Below are 17,855 nucleotides of genomic sequence, written 5' to 3' on the forward strand. Positions count from 1 at the left end.
CGTGGCCTTCCCCCGCAAGCTGCTGAACGACGGCGAGGAGCTCATCCTCGACCTCCGCCCCCACTGGTTGGCCCTCGCGCCCTCGACCCTGGCCCTGGTCGCGGCGATCGTCATCAGCTTCGTGGTGGTCTTCCTCGGCCCCGACGGCACGTTCGGCACGGTGCTGTCCGTGATCGCCCTCGCCCTGATCCTGGTCACCCTCGGCATCTTCCTCGTCCGCCTGCTGGGCTGGTCGAACACCAACTTCGTGCTCACCAGCGACCGGGTCGTCACCCGGCGCGGCGTCCTCACCAAGTCGGGCATCGAGATCCCGCTCGACCGCATCAACACGGTCTTCTTCGCCCAGCGGTTGATCGAGCGCATGGTGGGCGCCGGCGATCTGGGGATCGAGTCGGCGGGGGAGCGGGGCACCGAGAGCTTCGAGAACATCCGCAAGCCGGCCATCGTCCAGCGCGAGATCTACGTGCAGATGGAGGACAACGAGAACCGGAAGTTCGACCGGGTCCGGGCGCCGGCCCCGCTGGCGACCCTGTCGCCCGTCGAGCAGGTCGAGCGGCTCCACGGGCTGCTCCAGCAGGGGGCCATCACCCCGGCCCAGTACGAGGCCGAGAAGTCCCGCATCCTCGGCGCATGAGCCCCACCGGGCCCCGGGTCGTGAGCCTGGTCCCGTCGGTCACCGAGACGCTGGTGGCGTGGGGACGGCCGCCGGTGGCCTGCACCCGCTTCTGCGAGCAGCCGGGGATCCCGCACGTCGGGGGGACCAAGCGGCCCCGCATCGCCGCCATCGTCGAGATGGCCCCCGACCTCGTCGTCATGTGCGACGAGGAGAACCGCATCGAGGACCACGACGCCCTGCGCGCCGCCGGGCTCGAGGTCCACGTGGCCTCGCCCCGGACCGTGGCCGACGTGCCCGAGGTGCTGGCCGCCCTCGCCGCCGCCGTCGGCGTCGAGGTGTCGCCGCCCCCGCCGGCGCCGCCGCCGACCCCGCCGGGTCAGCCCCGGGTGGCCTTCGTGCCCATCTGGGCCCGGCCCTGGATGACCCTCAACGCCGACACCTACGGGGCGTCGGTCCTCGCCGCCGCCGGCTGGTCCAGCGCCTGGGCCGACGACCCGGTGCGGTACCCGGAGGTCACCGTCGAGGAGGTGCGGGCCCGGGGCGTCGACGCCGTGCTCGCCCCCACCGAGCCGTGGGCCTTCACCGTCGACGACCTGCCGGGGCTGGCCGGGACCTTCGGGGCCCGCGCCGTCCTCGTCGACGGCCAGGACCTGTTCTGGTGGGGCGCCCGGACCGAGGGCGCGGTGCGCCGCCTGGTCCGGGCGCTGGCGTGACCCGAGCGGGTCAGTAGCGGGGGTCCTGGTAGCGGGGGTCCGGGTACGCCGGCGGGACGCCGGTGCGACGGGCGTTGGCCATCTGCAGGAGGCCGAAGAGCAGGCCGATGACCCCGCACACCATGAGGATGATCCCGATCACGCCGAGGTCGACGCCCTCGATCGTGTCGCTCACGGCGAACTTCAAGATGGCGCCGACGGCGAGGAGGAAGACGCTGACTCCGATGGTCATGGCAGTGGTCCTTCGAGAGAGGGCGGGGCGCCGCCGTCCCTACCCCACTGAGGGTGGGGCAACCGTCACCGCACCTCGACGGTGGCCCCATCGCTCGGGCGGACCCGCCACCAGGTCTCGGGACCCCACTCGTCGAGCGCCCCCCGCTCGGCCACGGCGACGACGCACCCGCCGAACCCGGCACCCGTGAGCCGGGCGCCCCACACGCCCGGCGCGGCGGCCAGCCGGCCGACCAGGGCGTCGAGGGTGGGGGTCGACACCGCGAAGTCGTCGCGGAGCGAGGCGTGGCTCTCCCGCAGCAACGCCCCGAGCAGGGCGTGGTCGCGACCCCGCAGCGCGGTGGCGGCGGCCCGGACGCGGGCGTTCTCGCCGAGGACGTGCCGGGCCCGGGCCCGCACCACCGGGTCGGCGATGGCGACCTCGGTGCCGGGTGGAGCCTCCCGGAGGGGCCCGATGACCGCCTCCGCCGCCCGGCACTGGGCCGCCCGCTCGGCGTAGGGCGAGCCCTCCAGGCGGCGGGCCTGGCCCGAGTCGACCACCACGACGTCGAGATCGTCGGGCAGGGGGACGGGCTCGACGGCCAGCGTGTGGCAGTCGATCAGCAGGGCGTGGCCGGCCCGGCCGCCGGCGGAGGCGAGCTGGTCCATGATCCCGCACGGCACCCCTGTGGCCCGGTGCTCGGCCCGCTGGCCGAGCCGGGCCACCGAGAGGGCATCGCCCAGGTCGGGGCGCAGGGAGAGGACCAGGGCCACCTCCAGGGCGGCGCTCGACGACAGGCCGCCGCCGAGGGGCAGGGTGGTGGTCACGGTGCCCGTGAAGCCCTCGGGCGGCCGGGCCTCGACCACCACGCCGGCCACGTAGCGGGCCCAGCCCGGGGCGACCTCGGCAGGGTCGGCCACGGCGAGGGGCACCACGGCGACCTCGGGGTCGCCGTCGGAGCGCAGGACGACCTCGGCCCCGCCCCGCTGGCCCTCGACCACGGTCTCCAGGTCGATGGCCGCGGGGAGGACCAGGCCGCCGGTGTGGTCGGTGTGGTCGCCGATGAGGTTGACCCGTCCGGGGGCTCGGACCCGCACGTGGTCGCCTGCCATCGGGGTCGACGATATGCCCTTGCGGCCCCGCGCCCCCGGCCTTGACCGGCCGGTCAAGGGGGGCCAGCATGAGCCCGTGCCCACCACCCCGCCCTCCGCCGCCGGCATCGAGATCTGGTACACGACCGACGGCGACCCCTCCGACGAGCCCCTCCTCATGGTCATGGGGCTCGGCACCCAGCACCTCGGCTGGGACGACGCCCTCGTCGCCAGGCTCGTCGACCGCGGCTACTTCGTCATCCGGTTCGACAACCGCGACATCGGGCTGTCGACCAAGCCCGACGTGGGCGACCTCGACCCCATGACCGAGATCATGGCGGCCCTCTCGGGCGGGCAGGCCCGGGCCCCGTACCACCTGACCGACATGGCCGACGACGCCATCGCCGTCCTCGACGCCCTGGGCATCGGGTCGGCCCACGTCGTCGGGGCCTCGATGGGCGGGATGATCAGCCAGACCATCGCCATCGAGCACCCGACCCGCATCCGGTCGCTCACGTCGATCATGTCGACGACCGGCGACCCGGGCGTCGGCCAGCCGACCCCCGAGGTCCTCCCGATCCTCCTCGGTCCGGCGCCGAGGACCCGCGAGGAGGCGGTCGAGCGGGGCGCGACCATCAGCGCCGCCATCGGGAGCCCGGGGCTCGCCGACGAGGCGCGGGCCCGGCAGAAGGCCGGCGAGGCGTGGGACCGCTGCGCCTACCCGGTCGGCACCGCCCACCAGCTGCTGGCCATCGTGTCCTCGCCGGACCGCACCGAGGCCCTGCGGCAGCTGTCGCTCCCCACCCTGGTGGTGCACGGCGACGCCGACCCGTTGGTCGCCCCGAGCGGCGGCCAGGCCACGGCCGAGGCCATCCCCGAGGCCGAGCTGCTCGTGGTCGAGGGCATGGGCCACGACGTGCCCGAGGTCTTCTGGGACAGCATCATCGACGCCATCGCGGCCACCACCGCCAAGGCCGCGACACCCGCGGCCTGACCCGAGAACGCAGGAGCACGCACCACATGGGACCCCTCCACGGCACCCGCATCGTCGAGATCGCCGGCATCGGCCCGGCCCCGTTCGGGGCCATGGCCCTGGCCGACCTCGGCGCCGAGGTCATCCGCATCGACCGGGCCGGCGCCCAGTGGGGCGACCCCGACACCCCGCCCGCCGACCTCCTCAACCGGGGCCGCCGCTCGGTGGCGGTCAACCTGAAGGAGGCTGCCGGCGTCGAGACGGTCCTCGACCTGGTCGCCTCGGCCGACGTGCTCATCGAGGGCTTCCGGCCCGGCGTCATGGAGCGCCTCGGCCTCGGCCCCGACGTCTGCATGGAGCGCAACCCGAAGCTGGTCTACGCCCGCATGACCGGCTGGGGCCAGGAGGGCCCGTACGCGCCCACCGCCGGCCACGACATCAACTACATCGCCCTCGCCGGTGCCCTCGCCCACATGGGCCGGGCGGGGGAGAAGCCCACGTTCCCCATGAACCTGGTGGGGGACTTCGGCGGCGGCGGGATGCTGCTCGCCCTCGGCGTCTGCGCCGCCCTGCTGGAGACGACCCGCTCGGGTGAGGGCCAGGTCATCGACGTGGCCATGGTCGACGGCTCGGCCCTGCTGATGACGATGATCCACTCGTTCCAGGCCATGGGGATCTGGAGCGACGACCGGGGCACGAACATGCTCGACTCGGGCGCCCACTTCTACGACACCTTCGAGTGCGCCGACGGCGAGTTCGTGTCGATCGGCTCGATCGAGCCGCAGTTCTACGGCGAGCTCCTCCGCCTCACGGGGCTCGGGGGCGAGGACCTCCCGTGGCAGCACGACAAGACGGCGTGGCCCGACCTCAAGGAGCGCCTGGCCGGGATCTTCAAGACCAAGACCCGCGACGAGTGGTGCGAGATCATGGAGGGCACCGACGTCTGCTTCGCCCCGGTGCTCACCATGTCCGAGGCGCCCAAGCACCCCCACAACGTCGCTCGGGGCACCTTCACCGAGGTCGCCGGCATCGTCCAGCCCGGTCCCGCCCCCCGCTTCAGCCGCACCCCCGGCTCGATCGAGCGGCCCCCGCCCCACGCCGGCCAGCACAGCGCCGAGGTCCTGGCCGAGATCGGCTACGACGAGGCCAAGATCGCCGCCCTCAAGGACGCCGGCGCCATCACCTGACGTCGGCGTGCTGCGGCCACCGAGGTTGCGCCCCGGCGACACCGTCCGTCTCGTCTCCCCGGCCAGCACGCCGGAAGCGGCGATGGTCGAGCGGGCCCACCACTACTTGGCTTCGCTCGGCCTGGACGTCGAGATCGCGCCGCACGTCTTCGACACCTGGGGGTACCTCGCTGGCAGTGACGAGGATCGCCTCGCCGATCTCAACGCTGCCCTCCGCGACCCGAGGGTGCGAGCGATCATCGCCACTCGAGGCGGCAAGGGCGCCTACCGCATCGCGGGCGGACTGGACGTCGCGGCCGCCCGGGACGATCCGAAGCTGCTCATCGGCTTCAGCGAGATCACGGTGCTCCACCTGGCGCTGCTGAGGGGGTGCGGGCTGGCGTCGGTGCACGGTGCTCCCTGGCCGCCGCACCAGCACGGCCATCAGTCGTCAGCGTCGTTCGAGGCCGCCGTCCTCACCGCCAGCGCCATCCGGATCGACGCCGATCCGGACGAACCGACGGCGACCTTGACGACGACCGGGGCGGTGACGGGACGTCTCATCGGCGGCAACCAGGACTCGCTCGCGACAGCGGCCGGCTGGGCGTTGCCGAACCTCAGGGGCGCCATCTTGCTCCTGGAGGGAGAGAACCAGCGGCTGGGCCACATCGATCGGCAGCTCACCATGCTGATGAACGCCGGACACCTCCGAGGGATCCGCGGTGTCGCGATCGGCCAATACACCAACTGCCACCCAGATGCATCGACCCGGGGGAGCTGGACGGTGCTGGACGTGCTGCGAGACCGCATGGGCCTGCTCGACGTGCCCGTCCTCGGCGGTCTTCGCATCGGCCATGGCCCCCACCCGCTCGCGGTTCCGATCGGAACGGTCGCGACGATGGACGCCGACGCCGGCACCCTGACGGTGGAGTCGGCCGCGAGCTGATCCTCGGGCGCGACGGTGAGCCCGCCGGGGGCGGGCTCACCGGGTGGTCGGCGTGTCAGGCGGCGAGGGCCCGTCGGTCGACGGGCTGGGATCGTCGCTTGCGTCCGTCGGGGGTGGTGATGATGACGGTGGCGTCGGGTTGGAGTTCGATGGTCCATCCGGGTCGGTGGACGACGCCGTGGTGGTACCGGCAGAGCAGCACCAGGTTGCGGAGGTTGGTGGGTCCTCGGTGGGCGATCCACTCGGCGACGTGGTGGCCGTCGGTGCGGTGCGCGGGTCGGTCGCAGCCCGGGAACCGGCAGCCCTTGTCGCGGATGCACAACGCCTGGAACAACGGCGCCGGGATCGTCCGCGTGGAGCGTCCGTAGTCGAGGACGGTGCCGTCGGCGCGGGTGATGACCCGGTGGATGTTCGCATCACACGCCAGCCGCCGGGCGACGTCGGCGGTGATCGGTGTGCCGTCGTCGAAGCACCCCTGCCCGCGACCTGAGGTGAGCTCCTCGAGGCCGATGGTGATGTTCACGTGCGGGCGGTGCCGTCCGCCTTTGTGGTCGTGTTGGTGGTCGAGGAAGTGGGTGAAGATCTCGGCCAGGGCGTCGTGGCGCCGTTGGGCCGGGGTGCGGTCGTCGTCGTCTGTCTTGTTGCCCATGGCCAGCCGGAGGGCGGCTTGGGCGGCGTGGAACGCGTCGGGTTCGAGGTTCGCGTCCAACCGCCCACCCGACAGCGTCGGTGACAGGTGGGCCGAGCGGTCGGGGTCGGGTTCGCCGTCGTGGCCGTGGTCGACGATCTCCTTGGCATGCGCGGCCCAAGCCTTCATGGCCACCACCGCCCCGGCCACGTCGAGCTCACCCAACACTCGGACGAGATTGTCCTCATCCGACTGGAACAACGGGGCCGTCCGGTCGTTGAGGTTCGCCACCACCGCGGCGACGTGCCCACCCGAGAGCGAACCGTCGAGCCACGCCGTCTGCAGGATCGGGAGGTGGCCGAGGCGGCCGGCGGTCTTGGCCATCCGCTGGGCGTCATGAGCGGTCATCCGCCCCTTGACCCGCAGCCAGGTGGCCATCGTCGGGCAGCCCTCGGCGGTGTCGTACTCGTTGGTGACCTCGAACCGGCCGACCGCCTGGGAGATCTTGGCGTCGAGGCGATCACGCAGAAATAGGGCCTCTTCGAGGGCGTCGCCGTCGACCGGGATGTCCAGGTCATCGATGGTGGTGGCGAGCGCCTCGAACATGACACTCATGATACCCGACAGACGGGAATCAAACCCCGGAAACCGAGGAAATCATTGGATATCTCGGACTCTCTGCGGCTCTCTGAGCCCCGCAGACCGGTTGTGGGCAGATGGACCGCAGACGATGAGCAAGCCCGGAGGACGGCATGCAGCGTCCCACCCGGAACGGCGCCCCAACGGGCGGGGACACCCGGTCGAGCGCGCCCTCCGAGCCGCCGCCACACCACCAGCCCGCAGCTCCACCGCCGTCCGAGCCATGGGTACGACCGACCCACGGCAGCCGCGACTGGATGGCCCGCGGGAAGCGGGACGACGTCGATGCGGCGAGGCCACGGATGGTGCCTGGCACCTTCCGTGGCCGTGCGCGTCAGCGCGCGCCTCCGTCCATGGGCTCGGTGGTGCGGAGCCACTGGCGCATCGCGGGGAAGGGCTGCTCGCCGGGCGGCTCGTGGCCGGGCGCCCAGGTGAGCCCGGCCCACTCGAGCAGGGGGAGGCCCGGGTGGGTGCCGCCCTCGTAGGTCTCGACCAGCCAGGCGCTGTCGCCGCGGTAGCCGTCGGGGTGGAACACCACGGCCAGGTCGAGGCCGATGTGCCAGGCGGCGGCGACCGACCAGCAGATCGCACCGAGCTCGAACCCGGCCCCGAGGTCGCCGGGGAGCAGCCCGCCCGCCGCGGCCCGCTGCGTCGGGGCCAGCAGGGCGAGGTGGCCGGCCTCGTGCAGCAGGTCGCCGTCGTGGATCGAGGCGGCGGGCCCGAGGACCAGACCGCCGTCGGCGATGGCGATGCCGGGCACCGCCGTGGGACCGCTGACGGGTCCGGTCCGGACGGGGATCCCGATGTCGCTCAGGAAGGCGACGATCGCCGGGGCGGGCACCCGTCCACCCCCTGGTTCAGCCGACCGGTGCGAAGGGGGCCACGATGCCCCGGAGGGGTGAGCCCTCGTCGTCCACGGGGCCGTGGCCGATGTACCACTCCTGGCCGAAGGCGGCGCCGAACATCTCCTCGGGGATGGCGAGGAAGAAGTGGTCGTCGGCGACCTGGCTGCGGTGGTGGAGGAGGGCGGCCCGCTTGGCCGACGCCACCGACGTCACGTCGGCGACGTGGGTGAGGACGTCCTCCTCGACGCCGAAGGTGGCCTCGTCCAGGTCGGGCAGCTCGACCCCCTCGGGCAGCTCGAACCCGACCTCGCCGCCGGCGCGGGCGGCGCTCATCCGCTTGAGCGCGGTGCGGTTGATGCTGTTCTCCAGCACCCGCTCGACGCCGGCGATCTCGGCCGCCCGCACGCCGACCCGGTGGACCTGGATGTGGTCGGGGTGGCCGTAGCCGCCGTTGTCGTCGTAGATCGTGAGGGCATCGGCCGCCTCCTCCTCGAGGATGGCGGCGAGGCGCCGGGCGGCGGACTCGACGTCGGCCTGCCAGAAGGTCCACGCCTCGTCGTTGGTGGGCTCGCCCATCATCCCGGAGTCGACGTAGCCGAGGAACTCGACCCGGGCGACGCCGAGCTCGACGGCGGCCCGGTGGACCTCGGCCGTGCGCCGGAGGGCGAGCTGCTCGCCGTCCTCGAGGACGCCGGGCATGATCTCGCCCCGCTCGCCACGGGTGGCGACGACCAGGACGACGCGGTGGCCGGCGTCGGCCGCCATGCGCATGGTGCCCCCGGTGGCGATGGCCTCGTCGTCGGGATGGGCGTGGAAGCAGACCAGCGTCGCCATCCGTCGGAAGGTATCGCGGGCCGTGGCGACACCCTCCCGGCCACCTGCCGTCCACGGCGCGGCTACCTTCCCGGGCGCGGCGAACGATCCAGGGGGACGCCACGTGACCGACACGACGATGCGACGACGGCTGGGCCGCGCCGTACTGGCGGCGGCGCTGGCCGCCGGGGCGCTGGCGGCGACGGCGGGCACGGGGCCGGCGTCGGCCGCCCTCGACGCCGACGACCTCAGGCTCAACGAGATCCAGGTGGTCGGCAGCCACAACAGCTACCACCTGCCGGCGTCGCCCGAGGAGACGGCGATCCGCCGCCAGTTCATCGGGTCCGAGGACGACCTCCTGCAGTACGGCCACGCCCCGCTGGCCGAGCAGTTCGCGGAGCAGAAGGTCCGCCAGATCGAGCTCGACATCTTCCGCGACGACGAGGGCGGCGCCTACTCCGACCCGGTGATCCGGAACGCCGCCGGCCACGGCCCCTACGACCCGGCCATGGACGCCCCCGGCACCAAGGTGCTCCACGTCCAAGACGTCGACTACCGCTCCACCTGCCTGTCACTGGTCGCCTGCCTCGAGGCCGTCGAGGGCTGGTCCGACGCCAACCCCGACCACCTTCCCATCGCCATCCTCCTCGAGCTCAAGGACAGCCCGGTCCCGATCGACGGCCCGTTCGTCGTGCCCGAGCCCTGGGACGCCGCCGCCATGGACGCCCTCGACGAGGAGATCCTCAGCGTCGTGCCCCGCGAGGAGGTGATCACGCCCGACGACGTCCGGGGTGACGCCGCCACCCTCGAGGACGCCGTGCTGGAGACGGGCTGGCCGACGCTCGGTGCGTCCCGGGGGAAGGTGATGTTCCTCATGGACAACGGCGGTGGGTACAGGGACGACTACGTCGCCGGTCACCCGTCGCTCGAGGGGCGCGTGATGTTCACCAGCTCCGAGCCGGGGCAGGACGACGCCGCCTTCGTGAAGGTGAACGACTCGCGGACGAACGTCGCCCGCATCCAGGGCCTCGTGGCCGACGGCTACGTCGTCCGCACCCGCTCCGACGCCGAGACCGTCGAGGCCCGCGAGGGCGACACCTCCGCCCGCGAGGCCGCCTTCGCCAGCGGCGCCCAGTGGGTCTCGACCGACTACCCCGTGCCGGAGTACGCCCGCCCGTTCGGCACCGGGTTCGTGGTCGAGGTCCCCGGGGGGACGATCGCCCGGTGCAACCCGGTCACCGGGCCCGAGGGGTGCGTGTCGTCCGAGATCGAGCCCTTCCCCGAGCGGGCCGAGAGCCCCTACGTCGCCCGGCTGTTCGAGGTGTTCCTCGGCCGCCCGCCGTCGAACGTCGACCAGTGGTTCTGGGCTCGTCGGATCGAGATGGGCGCCAGCCGGTCCGGCGTGGCCCGCGCCATCGCCCGCAGCCCCGAGGGCAGCCGGGGGCCGTTCCTCGCCGACCTGTACCTCCGCCTCCTCGATCGCGAGATCGACGCCGGGGGTCGCGAGTTCTGGGGCGGTCGGGTCCGATCCGGGCTGGTGCTCGACGAGGTGGGCAGCCGGCTCCTCGGCTCGCCCGAGGCCTTCGCCCAGGCCGGAGCCGACACGACGGCGTGGGTCGAGCTGCTCTACGCCCGCGTGCTGGGCCGCGAGGCCGACGACGGGGGCCGGGCCCACTTCGTCGGGCTGCTCGAGGACGGGGCGAGCCGGACGACCGTGGCCCGGCTCGTCCTCGGCTCGGCCGAGGCGCGCGCCCTCCGGGTCGGTGCGGTCGTGTCGAACCTCCTCGAGCGGGACGCCACGCCGGCCGAGGTGACCGAGCTCGGCGGCATCCTCCGCGCCCGGCGCGACATCCGCGAGGTCGTCGTCGCCGTGGTCGCCACCGACGAGCTCCACGGCTGACCACCGGCCGTCCCAGGGACCTCCCAGGTCCGGCTTAGTCGAGGTTTCCACCGCCCTTCGGGGGCGTTTCCCGGTCCGTCCCTACGGTGCGCGGCGCTCACCCGCCTGACCGAGGAGACACCGTGGACACCGCCACCTGGAACCCGCCCCCGCCGCCACCGCCCGGGTCGTGGTCGCCGCCCCCGCCCCCGCCCTGGCCGGGCGGGGCCGTGACCCGGGAGGGCCCACCGGCGGGTGGGACCGGCTCCGGTCCCCCCAGCCCCCCGTGGGGTCGCCCCGACCCGGGTGCGCCGCCGGCCCCCCCTCCACCGGCGCCGCCCGGGTCGGGGTCGTCGGCGGGGCGCCGCCGCGGGCCCAAGGTCGCGGCCGTGGCCCTCGTCGCCGCCCTGGCGCTCGGCGCGAGCGGTGGGCTCGGCTTCGCCGCCGCCGAGTCGCTGGCCGACGACGACGCCCCGACCTCGACGGCGACGAACGGCCCGACGACGCCCACGGTCCAAGACGTCGACGCCACCGCCGAGCCCGTCGCCTCCGTGGCCGAGGCGCTGAGCCCGGCGGTCGTCCAGCTCGAGACCGGGACCGGGCTCGGGTCGGGCTTCGTCTACGACGCCGACGCGGGCCTCATCATGACCGCCGCCCACGTCGTCGACGGGTCCCGATCGGTGACGGTGCGCCTCGCCGACGGCCGCTCGGTCGAGGGCGAGGTCGTGGGCACCGACGACGGCTCCGACATCGCCGTCGTCCGGGTCGACACCGACGGCCTGACCGCGGCCACCCTCGCCCTCGACGACCCGGTGGCCGTGGGCCAGCTCGCCGTCGCCATCGGCAGCCCCTTCGGCCTCGACCAGACGGTGACCTCGGGTGTCGTGAGCGCCGTGGGCCGCTCGGTCGAGACCCCGGGCGGGGCCGTGCCCATGATCCAGACCGACGCCCCGATCAACCCCGGCAACTCCGGCGGCGCCCTCGCCGACCGGAACGGGCGGGTGATCGGCGTCAACGACTCCATCGCCAGCGAGAGCGGCGGCAACGTCGGCGTCGGCTTCGCCATCCCGATCGAGACGGCGAAGGCCGTCGCCGACCGGCTGGTCGAGGGTCTGCCGATCACCAACGGCTACCTCGGCGTGAGCGCGGCCGACGCCACCGGCGAGCGGTCGGGCGCCCAGGTCGTCGAGGTCGAGACGGGCAGCCCGGGCGGCGAGGCCGGCATCGAGCCCGGCGACGTGATCACCTCGCTCGACGGCGACCCCATCGCCAGCGCCGCCGACCTCGTGGCCGCCGTGCGCAGCCGCGAGCCGGGCACCGAGGTCACCGTGGGGGTCGAGCGCCAGGGCGACGAGGTCGAGGTCGCCCTGACCCTGGGCGAGGCCCCGACCGGCTGAACCCGAGGCGGAGCCGCCCGCTCCGGCCCTCCGGGGTCGGAGCCGGCGACCTCCCCACGTAGCATCGGCGGCTCATGGAGATCCTGATCGCCGTCCTCGTCATCGCCGCCGTCCTCGGCGTCGTGGTCGCCTTCGTGGCGCCGCGCCTCCGGGACCGGGGGCCCGAGCTGGAGCCGCCGGAGACCCCGCGCCGGATCGGCACGGCGACCCTCGACCGGCCCCCGGTGGCGGCCCCCGAGGGCGAGGTGGTCCTCGAGGAGCCGCCGCCGATCGAGACCCCGCCGGTCGTCACCCCGGTCCGCCCCACGTTCCGGGACCGCCTGGCCAAGGCCCGGGGAACGGTGTCGGGCTACTGGGGCTCGATCCTGTCCCGGTCGGCGATCGACGGTGAGACGTGGGACGAGCTGGAGGAGGCGCTCATCCGCGCCGACGTCGGCGTCGGGCCCACCACCGAGCTGCTCGACTCCGTGCGCGCCCGGGTGAAGGAGGAGGGCATCGAGTCGCCCGAGTCGCTCCTCGAGGCGGTCAAGGACGAGATGAAGGCCCGCCTCGCGGTCGCCGACCGGTCGCTGCACTTCGACGAGGGCCGGACCAACGTGTGGCTCTTCGTCGGGGTCAACGGCGTGGGCAAGACCACCACGATCGGCAAGATCGGCAAGCGCGAGGCCGAGGTCGGCCGCACGGTCGTCATGGCCGCCGGCGACACCTTCCGGGCGGCGGCGGCCGAGCAGCTGGGCACGTGGGCCGAGCGCTCGGGGGCGACGCTCGTCCGGGGCGACGAGGGCGCCGACCCCAGCTCGATCATCTTCGACGGGATCAGCAAGGCCAACGCCCAGGGGGCGGACCTGGTGCTGGCCGACACCGCCGGGCGCCTCCACAACAAGACGAACCTGATGGAGGAGCTCCGGAAGGTCCGGCGGGTCGCGGCCAAGGAGCCGGGCCACGTCACCGAGACCCTCCTCGTCCTCGACGCCACCACCGGCCAGAACGGACTGGCCCAGGCCCGGGTGTTCACCGAGGCCGTCGACGTCACCGGCGTGGTGCTCACCAAGCTCGACGGCTCGGCCAAGGGCGGCATCGTCGTCGCCATCCAGGCCGACCTCGGCATCCCGGTGAAGCTGGTGGGGCTGGGCGAGACGGCCGACGACCTGGTCGCCTTCGACCCCGACGAGTTCGTCGACGCCCTCTTCGCCAGCTGAGCCCGGCTACGACCCGGGCAGGGTGAAGAGCACGTCGCCCCGCTGGAGCATCACCAGCGGCGTCTGCGGACGGCCCTCGGGCCCGGGGCGGACGTGGGCGACGACGAGCGAGCCGTCCACCTCGACCTCGTCGAGGGTGAGGTGGTCCGAGACAGGAGCCCGGTCGGCGGTGCCTTCGTCGTCGAAGACCGCCTCGACGTCCTCGGCGCCCTGCTCGGCCGCGTCGTCGTCGGCGAAGACGTAGGCGATCGCCATGCGGGGCTCGCCGTCGTCGACGGCCCAGCCGATGCCGAGCGCGTCGTAGCGGGCCGACTGGGAGAACGTGGTGATGAAGGCGGACACCGCGTCGGCGTCGTCGAGGGCGGCGGCGACGGCCCGGACGTCGTCGTCGTCGGCCAGGGTGGTGGCGTCGTCGTCGAGCCACCCGGTGACCGCGTCGGTCGACGACGAGGTGACGAGGCGATCGCCGTCGGCCGCCATCCGCAGCGGCGCGCCGAGCGGGGTCGCCGGGCCGGCGGACTCGGGGTCGATCTCGCCGTCGTCGCCCTCGCCGAAGCTGACCACCCCGTCGTCGTCGGGTTCGAGCCCGGCGTCGGAGAAGCTCTCGTCACCGACGTCGCCGGTGACGACGGCGAAGCGGAAGGGGGGCTCGACCACCTCGGCCACGGCGTCGACGTCGAGCACGGACCAGCCCAGCTGGGCCTCGAGCTCCTCGGGCGCGGCCAGGCGCTCGAAGCCGAGGACCTCGGCCGTCGGCACGAAGATCGGCCGGACGTCCTCGTCGTCGGTGGCGGTGCCCGTGGCGGCCACGACCCACTCGCCGACGGCGTCGCCGTCGTCGGGCTCCGGGCGCTCGCCGGCACCGTTGGCCTCGGCCGCGGCCGCGAGGTCGACGATCGTGATGGTCGACCCCGGGCCGTCCCCGGGCGGGGCCGGCAGCTCGGCGAGGGCGGCCTCGACCGAGAACCCGTCGCCGGCGGTCAGCCGGTCAGCATCGTCGCCGCCGCAGCCGGCGACGCCGGCGGCGGCCAGGGAGAGGACGGACATCAGGGCGAGGCTGCGGTGGGACATCGGCCGGGCCTACCCCGTCCACGCCCGGCTGGCACGTCGTCGCACCGCCTGGTCCCGCCGGCCGGCGCCTCCCGTCCCCGCTGGCTCAGCCCGGCGCTCCGGGCAGGCGGCGCAGGATCGCCAGCTCGTAGGGCGTGGCGGCGCGGCCCTCGGGCCCTGGGCGCACCGTGGCGACCACCACCTCGCCGTCCACCGCGACCTCCTCGACCTCGAGCAGGTCGGTGATCGCATCCTCCCCGGCCGGAGCCTCGTCGTCGTGCAGGGCCGCCTCGAGGTCGGCGGCGGCCGCGCCGGCCTGGGTGGCGTCGGGGTAGGCGTAGGCGACCGTGATCACCGCCTCGCCGTCGTCGACGGACCAACCGATGCCGGCCCGGTCCGCGGGCGCGACGGGGAGCCCTTCGGGTCCCGGCTCCCCGGACCCCAGGAGGAGGACGGCGGACAGGGCGCCTGCTCCGTCCAGCGCCTCGGCCACCGCCACCAGCTCCGCGTCGTCGGCCAGGACCGGGCCGGTCCCGTCCCGCCACGCCTCGACGACCTCCGTCGACGGCGACGCCACGATGTGGTCGCCGTCAGCGGTCATGCGGAGGGGGACGCGGCCGGGGCGGGCGGCGGTGGCGCCACCGTCGACGTCGGGCGCCAGGTCCTCGCCCGACCCGGCGCTCACGACGCCGCCGCCGAGGTCCTCCAGGTCGGCGTCGTCGAGCGACCCCTCGCCCAGGTCACCGCTCACGACCGTCACGCCCCGCGGCGCGGCCTGGACCTGGCCGAAGGCCTCCACGTCCGCGATCGACCAGCCCAGCTCGTCGCCGACGCCCGGGTCGTCCTCGGAGACGAAGCCGTGCAGGGGCTCGGCCGCGACCACGAGGGCCGGCACCTCGTCGTCCGTCCCGCTGATGAACGCCTGCAGCCACTCGCGCCCACCCTCCTCGTCGTCGGGGCGGTCCCGGCCGGTGGCCTCGGCCAGCCCGTCCAGGTCGGCGACGGACACCATCGCCCCGGCGTCGTCCTCCGGGGTCGGGAGCTCCGCCAGGGCGGCGGCGATGGAGAAGTCCTCGCCCGAGCGCAGGCGGCGGTCGCTCGCCTCGTCGTCGTCGCCGCCGCAGGCGGCCATGGCCGCCAGGAGCACCACGGCCGCCGTCCCCACCACCCGCTTCGTCCTGCGCATGACGCCGTCGTACAACGGGCGACCGACGTCGCGCACCGGGGATGTGACCCCGGGCACCCCCCTCACCCGGTCGCGGACCGCCTGGCCCGGCGGCGCACCAGCTGGTCCCGGCGGCGATCACGCCACCGCTGCCGGGTCCGCCGGAGGGTGCGGACGAGGAGCACGGTGGTGACGCTGCACGCCGCGGCCAGGGCGCAGGCGACGACCAGCGCCGCCCGGGGGAAGGCGACGGCCAGGCCCATCAGGGCGGCGACGAGCCCGTCCTCGCCGAGGCTGACGACGAGGTTCGACACCGGCTCGGGAGAGAGGTTCACCACGGCGCGCAGGCTGGCCTTGGCCAGGTGGGCGCTCAGGGCGAGCCCGGCCCCACCCAGGCCCATCCACAGCTGCTGGCGGGCCTCGCCCGCGGTGGCCTCGGCCCCGGCGAGGAGGATGGCGCCGGCGGTGGGGCGCAGCGCGGTGTGCACCGCGTCCCAGGTGCTGTCGAGCCAGGGCACCTTGTCGACGACCAGCTCGACGACGAAGAGCACGACGGCCACGCCGATCACCCACGGTTCCCGCAGCCACTCGGGGCTGTCGACCCAGTCGAGCCGGCCGGCGATGCCGAGGACCGCAGCCACGAAGTACATGGAGATGCCCGACGACCACGCCCCCAGCGCCGCCGTGCCCACGTCCATGGGGCGACACCGTAGGACCGGTCTGTAACTTGGCGGGATGTTCCTCCTGCGGTTGCTCTTCTCGCCCGTGAAGATCGTGCTCCTCATCGCCCGGGTGATGGGCTACAACCGCTTCGTCGTCTTCTTGCTCGGCGTGGGCGTCGGCCTCCTCGTGGCCCCCACCACCGGCGCCGAGATGCGGGCCCGGCTCCAGGCCCAGCTGGAGGCCCGCATGCAGGGCGGCGCGGCCACCGCGCCCAGCGCGCCCACCGGCCCCATCACCCCCGAGGTCTGATCCCGGTCGCCTGCCCCGGCCCCCTCGGACCGGGGCTCGGCAATCGGAGCGAGCGAGCGAGGCGGGTAGAGTCGCCAGCCGCATGTTCGACGCACTGACCGACCGCTTCGAGGGGATCTTCACCCGCCTGCGTGGCAAGGGCCGCCTGGGCGAGGAGGAGGTCGATGAGGTCCTCCGCGAGATCCGCCTGGCGCTGCTGGAGGCCGACGTCAGCTTCGCCGTGGTCCGGGGCTTCGTGGCCCGGGTCCGCGAGGCCTGCCTGGGCCTGGAGCTGTCCAAGGCCCTCAACCCGGCCCAGCAGGTCATCGACATCGTCCACCAGGAGCTCATCGCCACGCTCGGCGGCGAGACCCTGCGGATCACCTACGCCTCCAAGCCCCCGACGGTCGTGCTCATGGCCGGCCTCCAGGGCTCGGGCAAGACCACCACCTCGGCCAAGCTGGCCCGCTGGTTCAAGGCCCAGGGCCGCAACCCCATGCTCGTCGGCGCCGACCTCCAGCGCCCGGCCGCCATCGAGCAGCTCCGGACCCTCGGTCGCCAGGTCGACGTCCCCGTCGTCAGCAAGGACGACGCCATCGGGGGCGAGGGCGGCGATCCGGTCGAGGTCGCCGAGCGGGCCATCGCCGAGGCCCGGCGGCTCGGGCGCGACGTCGTCATCGTCGACACCGCCGGCCGCCTCTCGATCGACGCCGAGCTCATGGAGCAGGTGCGGCAGATCTCCGAGGTGACCCAGCCGCACTACACGTTCCTCGTCGTCGACGCCATGACCGGCCAGGACGCCGTCACCACGGCCGAGAACTTCGACCAGACGCTCGCCCTCGACGGCGTCATCCTCACCAAGCTCGACGGCGATGCCCGGGGCGGCGCCGCCCTGTCGGTGAAGGAGGTGGTGGGCAAGCCCATCGCCTTCGCCTCCAACGGCGAGAAGATCGCCGACTTCGACCTGTTCCACCCCGACCGCCTCGCCGGGCGGATCCTGGGCATGGGCGACGTCCTGACCCTCATCGACAAGGCCAAGGAGCACTTCGACGAGGCCCAGGCCGAGGAGGCGGCCAGCCGCCTCATGGAGGGCCAGTTCACCTTCGAGGACTTCCTCGAGCAGATGCAGCAGGTGAAGAAGATGGGCCCCATCTCGGGTCTGATCGGGATGCTCCCCGGCGTGCCCAAGGAGCTCCGCAACCAGGAGATCGACGACAAGGAGCTCTCCCGGGTCGAGGCCATGATCACCTCGATGACGGTCGAGGAGCGGCGGCGCCCCGACATCATCGACGGGTCCCGGCGGCAGCGGATCGCCGACGGCAGCGGCTCGAACGTGGCCGAGGTCAACGCCCTGCTCGAGCAGTTCCGCCAGATGCAGAAGATGATGAAGAGCTTCGGCATGGGCCCCAAGAAGCCCAAGAAGGGCAAGAAGGGCAAGAAGGGCGGCCGGGTCACGCCCAAGGGCGGCAACCCCGCCCTCCGCGGCAAGGGCCCCGTGGTGCCCGGCCTGCCCGACCCCACCGCCGGCGAGTTCAAGCTCCCCGGCCTCTAGACCCCCGGGCGCCCGGCACGA

General features: G+C 73.9%; 18 protein-coding genes. 10 read left to right on the forward strand and 8 right to left on the reverse strand.

Annotated features, from left to right (window positions below):
- The first annotated feature begins 1 nt into the window (after position 1).
- Both HC251_RS09345 and HC251_RS09350 read left to right on the forward strand, forming a co-directional pair.
- On the forward strand, positions 2-634 hold the full coding sequence (locus HC251_RS09345) for a PH domain-containing protein (protein ID WP_219945028.1): 633 nt from the start codon (positions 2-4) through the stop codon (positions 632-634).
- Entirely contained in the window at positions 631-1,329 is a 699-nt protein-coding gene (locus HC251_RS09350; protein WP_219945029.1) for a helical backbone metal receptor, read from the forward strand. Before HC251_RS09345 ends, HC251_RS09350 begins: the two co-directional genes overlap by 4 nt.
- Before the next feature lie 10 nt (positions 1,330-1,339).
- On the opposite strand, the gene HC251_RS09355 is transcribed toward HC251_RS09350, so the two are convergent.
- Positions 1,340-1,561, reverse strand: coding sequence for a DUF6458 family protein (locus HC251_RS09355; protein WP_219945030.1), 222 nt, complete (start codon positions 1,559-1,561; stop codon positions 1,340-1,342).
- Positions 1,562-1,626: 65 nt separating this feature from the next.
- Complete coding sequence (gene galK / locus HC251_RS09360) at positions 1,627-2,652, reverse strand: galactokinase (protein WP_219945031.1); 1,026 nt, start codon at positions 2,650-2,652, stop codon at positions 1,627-1,629.
- A gap of 76 nt (positions 2,653-2,728) precedes the next feature.
- On the opposite strand from galK, the gene HC251_RS09365 reads away from it, so the two are divergent.
- Genes HC251_RS09365 through HC251_RS09375 form a run of 3 tightly spaced genes read left to right on the forward strand, consistent with a single transcriptional unit; the run spans position 2,729 to position 5,716 of the window.
- Complete coding sequence (locus HC251_RS09365; RefSeq protein WP_219945032.1) at positions 2,729-3,625, forward strand: alpha/beta fold hydrolase; 897 nt, start codon at positions 2,729-2,731, stop codon at positions 3,623-3,625.
- Between the two features lie 26 nt (positions 3,626-3,651).
- Positions 3,652-4,791, forward strand: coding sequence for a CaiB/BaiF CoA-transferase family protein (locus tag HC251_RS09370; protein ID WP_219945033.1), 1,140 nt, complete (start codon positions 3,652-3,654; stop codon positions 4,789-4,791).
- Between the two features lie 7 nt (positions 4,792-4,798).
- Positions 4,799-5,716 (forward strand): LD-carboxypeptidase, encoded by a 918-nt coding sequence (locus HC251_RS09375; protein ID WP_219945034.1) that lies wholly within the window; start codon positions 4,799-4,801, stop codon positions 5,714-5,716.
- A 55-nt stretch (positions 5,717-5,771) separates the two neighbouring features.
- Here the strand turns inward: HC251_RS09375 and HC251_RS09380 are convergent, their stop codons facing one another.
- The 3 genes from HC251_RS09380 to HC251_RS09390 all read right to left on the reverse strand — a co-directional run bounded on the left by HC251_RS09380 (position 5,772) and on the right by HC251_RS09390 (position 8,662).
- Entirely contained in the window at positions 5,772-6,950 is a 1,179-nt protein-coding gene (locus HC251_RS09380) for an HNH endonuclease signature motif containing protein (protein WP_219945035.1), read from the reverse strand.
- 367 nt (positions 6,951-7,317) lie between these two features.
- On the reverse strand, positions 7,318-7,824 hold the full coding sequence (locus HC251_RS09385) for a hypothetical protein (RefSeq protein WP_219945036.1): 507 nt from the start codon (positions 7,822-7,824) through the stop codon (positions 7,318-7,320).
- Positions 7,825-7,840: 16 nt separating this feature from the next.
- A complete protein-coding gene (locus HC251_RS09390; RefSeq protein ID WP_219945037.1) occupies positions 7,841-8,662 on the reverse strand; it encodes a PIG-L family deacetylase in 822 nt (273 codons plus the stop codon).
- 103 nt (positions 8,663-8,765) lie between these two features.
- Between HC251_RS09390 and HC251_RS09395 the strand changes: the two genes are divergently transcribed.
- From HC251_RS09395 to ftsY, 3 genes are all read left to right on the forward strand, one after another.
- Positions 8,766-10,541 (forward strand): Ca2+-dependent phosphoinositide-specific phospholipase C, encoded by a 1,776-nt coding sequence (locus tag HC251_RS09395; protein ID WP_219945038.1) that lies wholly within the window; start codon positions 8,766-8,768, stop codon positions 10,539-10,541.
- A 368-nt stretch (positions 10,542-10,909) separates the two neighbouring features.
- Positions 10,910-11,917, forward strand: coding sequence for a S1C family serine protease (locus tag HC251_RS09400; protein ID WP_219945039.1), 1,008 nt, complete (start codon positions 10,910-10,912; stop codon positions 11,915-11,917).
- 74 nt (positions 11,918-11,991) lie between these two features.
- Entirely contained in the window at positions 11,992-13,116 is a 1,125-nt protein-coding gene (gene ftsY, locus HC251_RS09405; protein WP_219945040.1) for a signal recognition particle-docking protein FtsY, read from the forward strand.
- A gap of 6 nt (positions 13,117-13,122) precedes the next feature.
- On the opposite strand, the gene HC251_RS09410 is transcribed toward ftsY, so the two are convergent.
- The 3 genes from HC251_RS09410 to HC251_RS09420 all read right to left on the reverse strand — a co-directional run bounded on the left by HC251_RS09410 (position 13,123) and on the right by HC251_RS09420 (position 16,029).
- Entirely contained in the window at positions 13,123-14,187 is a 1,065-nt protein-coding gene (locus HC251_RS09410) for a hypothetical protein (RefSeq protein WP_219945041.1), read from the reverse strand.
- A gap of 85 nt (positions 14,188-14,272) precedes the next feature.
- Complete coding sequence (locus tag HC251_RS09415; RefSeq protein WP_219945042.1) at positions 14,273-15,352, reverse strand: hypothetical protein; 1,080 nt, start codon at positions 15,350-15,352, stop codon at positions 14,273-14,275.
- A 62-nt stretch (positions 15,353-15,414) separates the two neighbouring features.
- Positions 15,415-16,029: a DUF4126 domain-containing protein gene (locus HC251_RS09420; protein WP_219945043.1), complete on the reverse strand. Its 615-nt coding sequence runs from the start codon at positions 16,027-16,029 to the stop codon at positions 15,415-15,417.
- 37 nt (positions 16,030-16,066) lie between these two features.
- On the opposite strand from HC251_RS09420, the gene HC251_RS09425 reads away from it, so the two are divergent.
- Together HC251_RS09425 and ffh are read left to right on the forward strand one after the other, a co-directional pair.
- Positions 16,067-16,303 carry a hypothetical protein gene (locus tag HC251_RS09425; protein ID WP_219945044.1) on the forward strand — a complete coding sequence of 79 codons (237 nt, stop codon included), beginning with the start codon at positions 16,067-16,069 and terminating at the stop codon, positions 16,301-16,303.
- Positions 16,304-16,385: 82 nt separating this feature from the next.
- Complete coding sequence (gene ffh, locus HC251_RS09430) at positions 16,386-17,834, forward strand: signal recognition particle protein (RefSeq protein ID WP_219945045.1); 1,449 nt, start codon at positions 16,386-16,388, stop codon at positions 17,832-17,834.
- Positions 17,835-17,855 lie beyond the last annotated feature (21 nt).

The organism is Iamia sp. SCSIO 61187 (assembly GCF_019443745.1).
Taxonomy (GTDB): Bacteria; Actinomycetota; Acidimicrobiia; order Acidimicrobiales; family Iamiaceae; genus Iamia.

Bases quoted from the DNA above. Each gene is read 5' to 3' on its own strand.
- HC251_RS09355 (WP_219945030.1), bottom strand. From the start codon at position 1,561: ATGACCATCGGAGTCAGCGTCTTCCTCCTCGCCGTCGGCGCCATCTTG.
- ffh (WP_219945045.1), top strand. From the start codon at position 16,386: ATGTTCGACGCACTGACCGACCGCTTCGAGGGGATCTTCACCCGCCTG.
- HC251_RS09380 (WP_219945035.1), bottom strand. From the start codon at position 6,950: ATGTTCGAGGCGCTCGCCACCACCATCGATGACCTGGACATCCCGGTC.
- HC251_RS09420 (WP_219945043.1), bottom strand. From the start codon at position 16,029: ATGGACGTGGGCACGGCGGCGCTGGGGGCGTGGTCGTCGGGCATCTCC.
- HC251_RS09410 (WP_219945041.1), bottom strand. From the start codon at position 14,187: ATGTCCCACCGCAGCCTCGCCCTGATGTCCGTCCTCTCCCTGGCCGCC.
- HC251_RS09370 (WP_219945033.1), top strand. From the start codon at position 3,652: ATGGGACCCCTCCACGGCACCCGCATCGTCGAGATCGCCGGCATCGGC.
- ftsY (WP_219945040.1), top strand. From the start codon at position 11,992: ATGGAGATCCTGATCGCCGTCCTCGTCATCGCCGCCGTCCTCGGCGTC.
- HC251_RS09415 (WP_219945042.1), bottom strand. From the start codon at position 15,352: ATGCGCAGGACGAAGCGGGTGGTGGGGACGGCGGCCGTGGTGCTCCTG.
- HC251_RS09350 (WP_219945029.1), top strand. From the start codon at position 631: ATGAGCCCCACCGGGCCCCGGGTCGTGAGCCTGGTCCCGTCGGTCACC.
- HC251_RS09425 (WP_219945044.1), top strand. From the start codon at position 16,067: ATGTTCCTCCTGCGGTTGCTCTTCTCGCCCGTGAAGATCGTGCTCCTC.
- HC251_RS09390 (WP_219945037.1), bottom strand. From the start codon at position 8,662: ATGGCGACGCTGGTCTGCTTCCACGCCCATCCCGACGACGAGGCCATC.
- galK (WP_219945031.1), bottom strand. From the start codon at position 2,652: ATGGCAGGCGACCACGTGCGGGTCCGAGCCCCCGGACGGGTCAACCTC.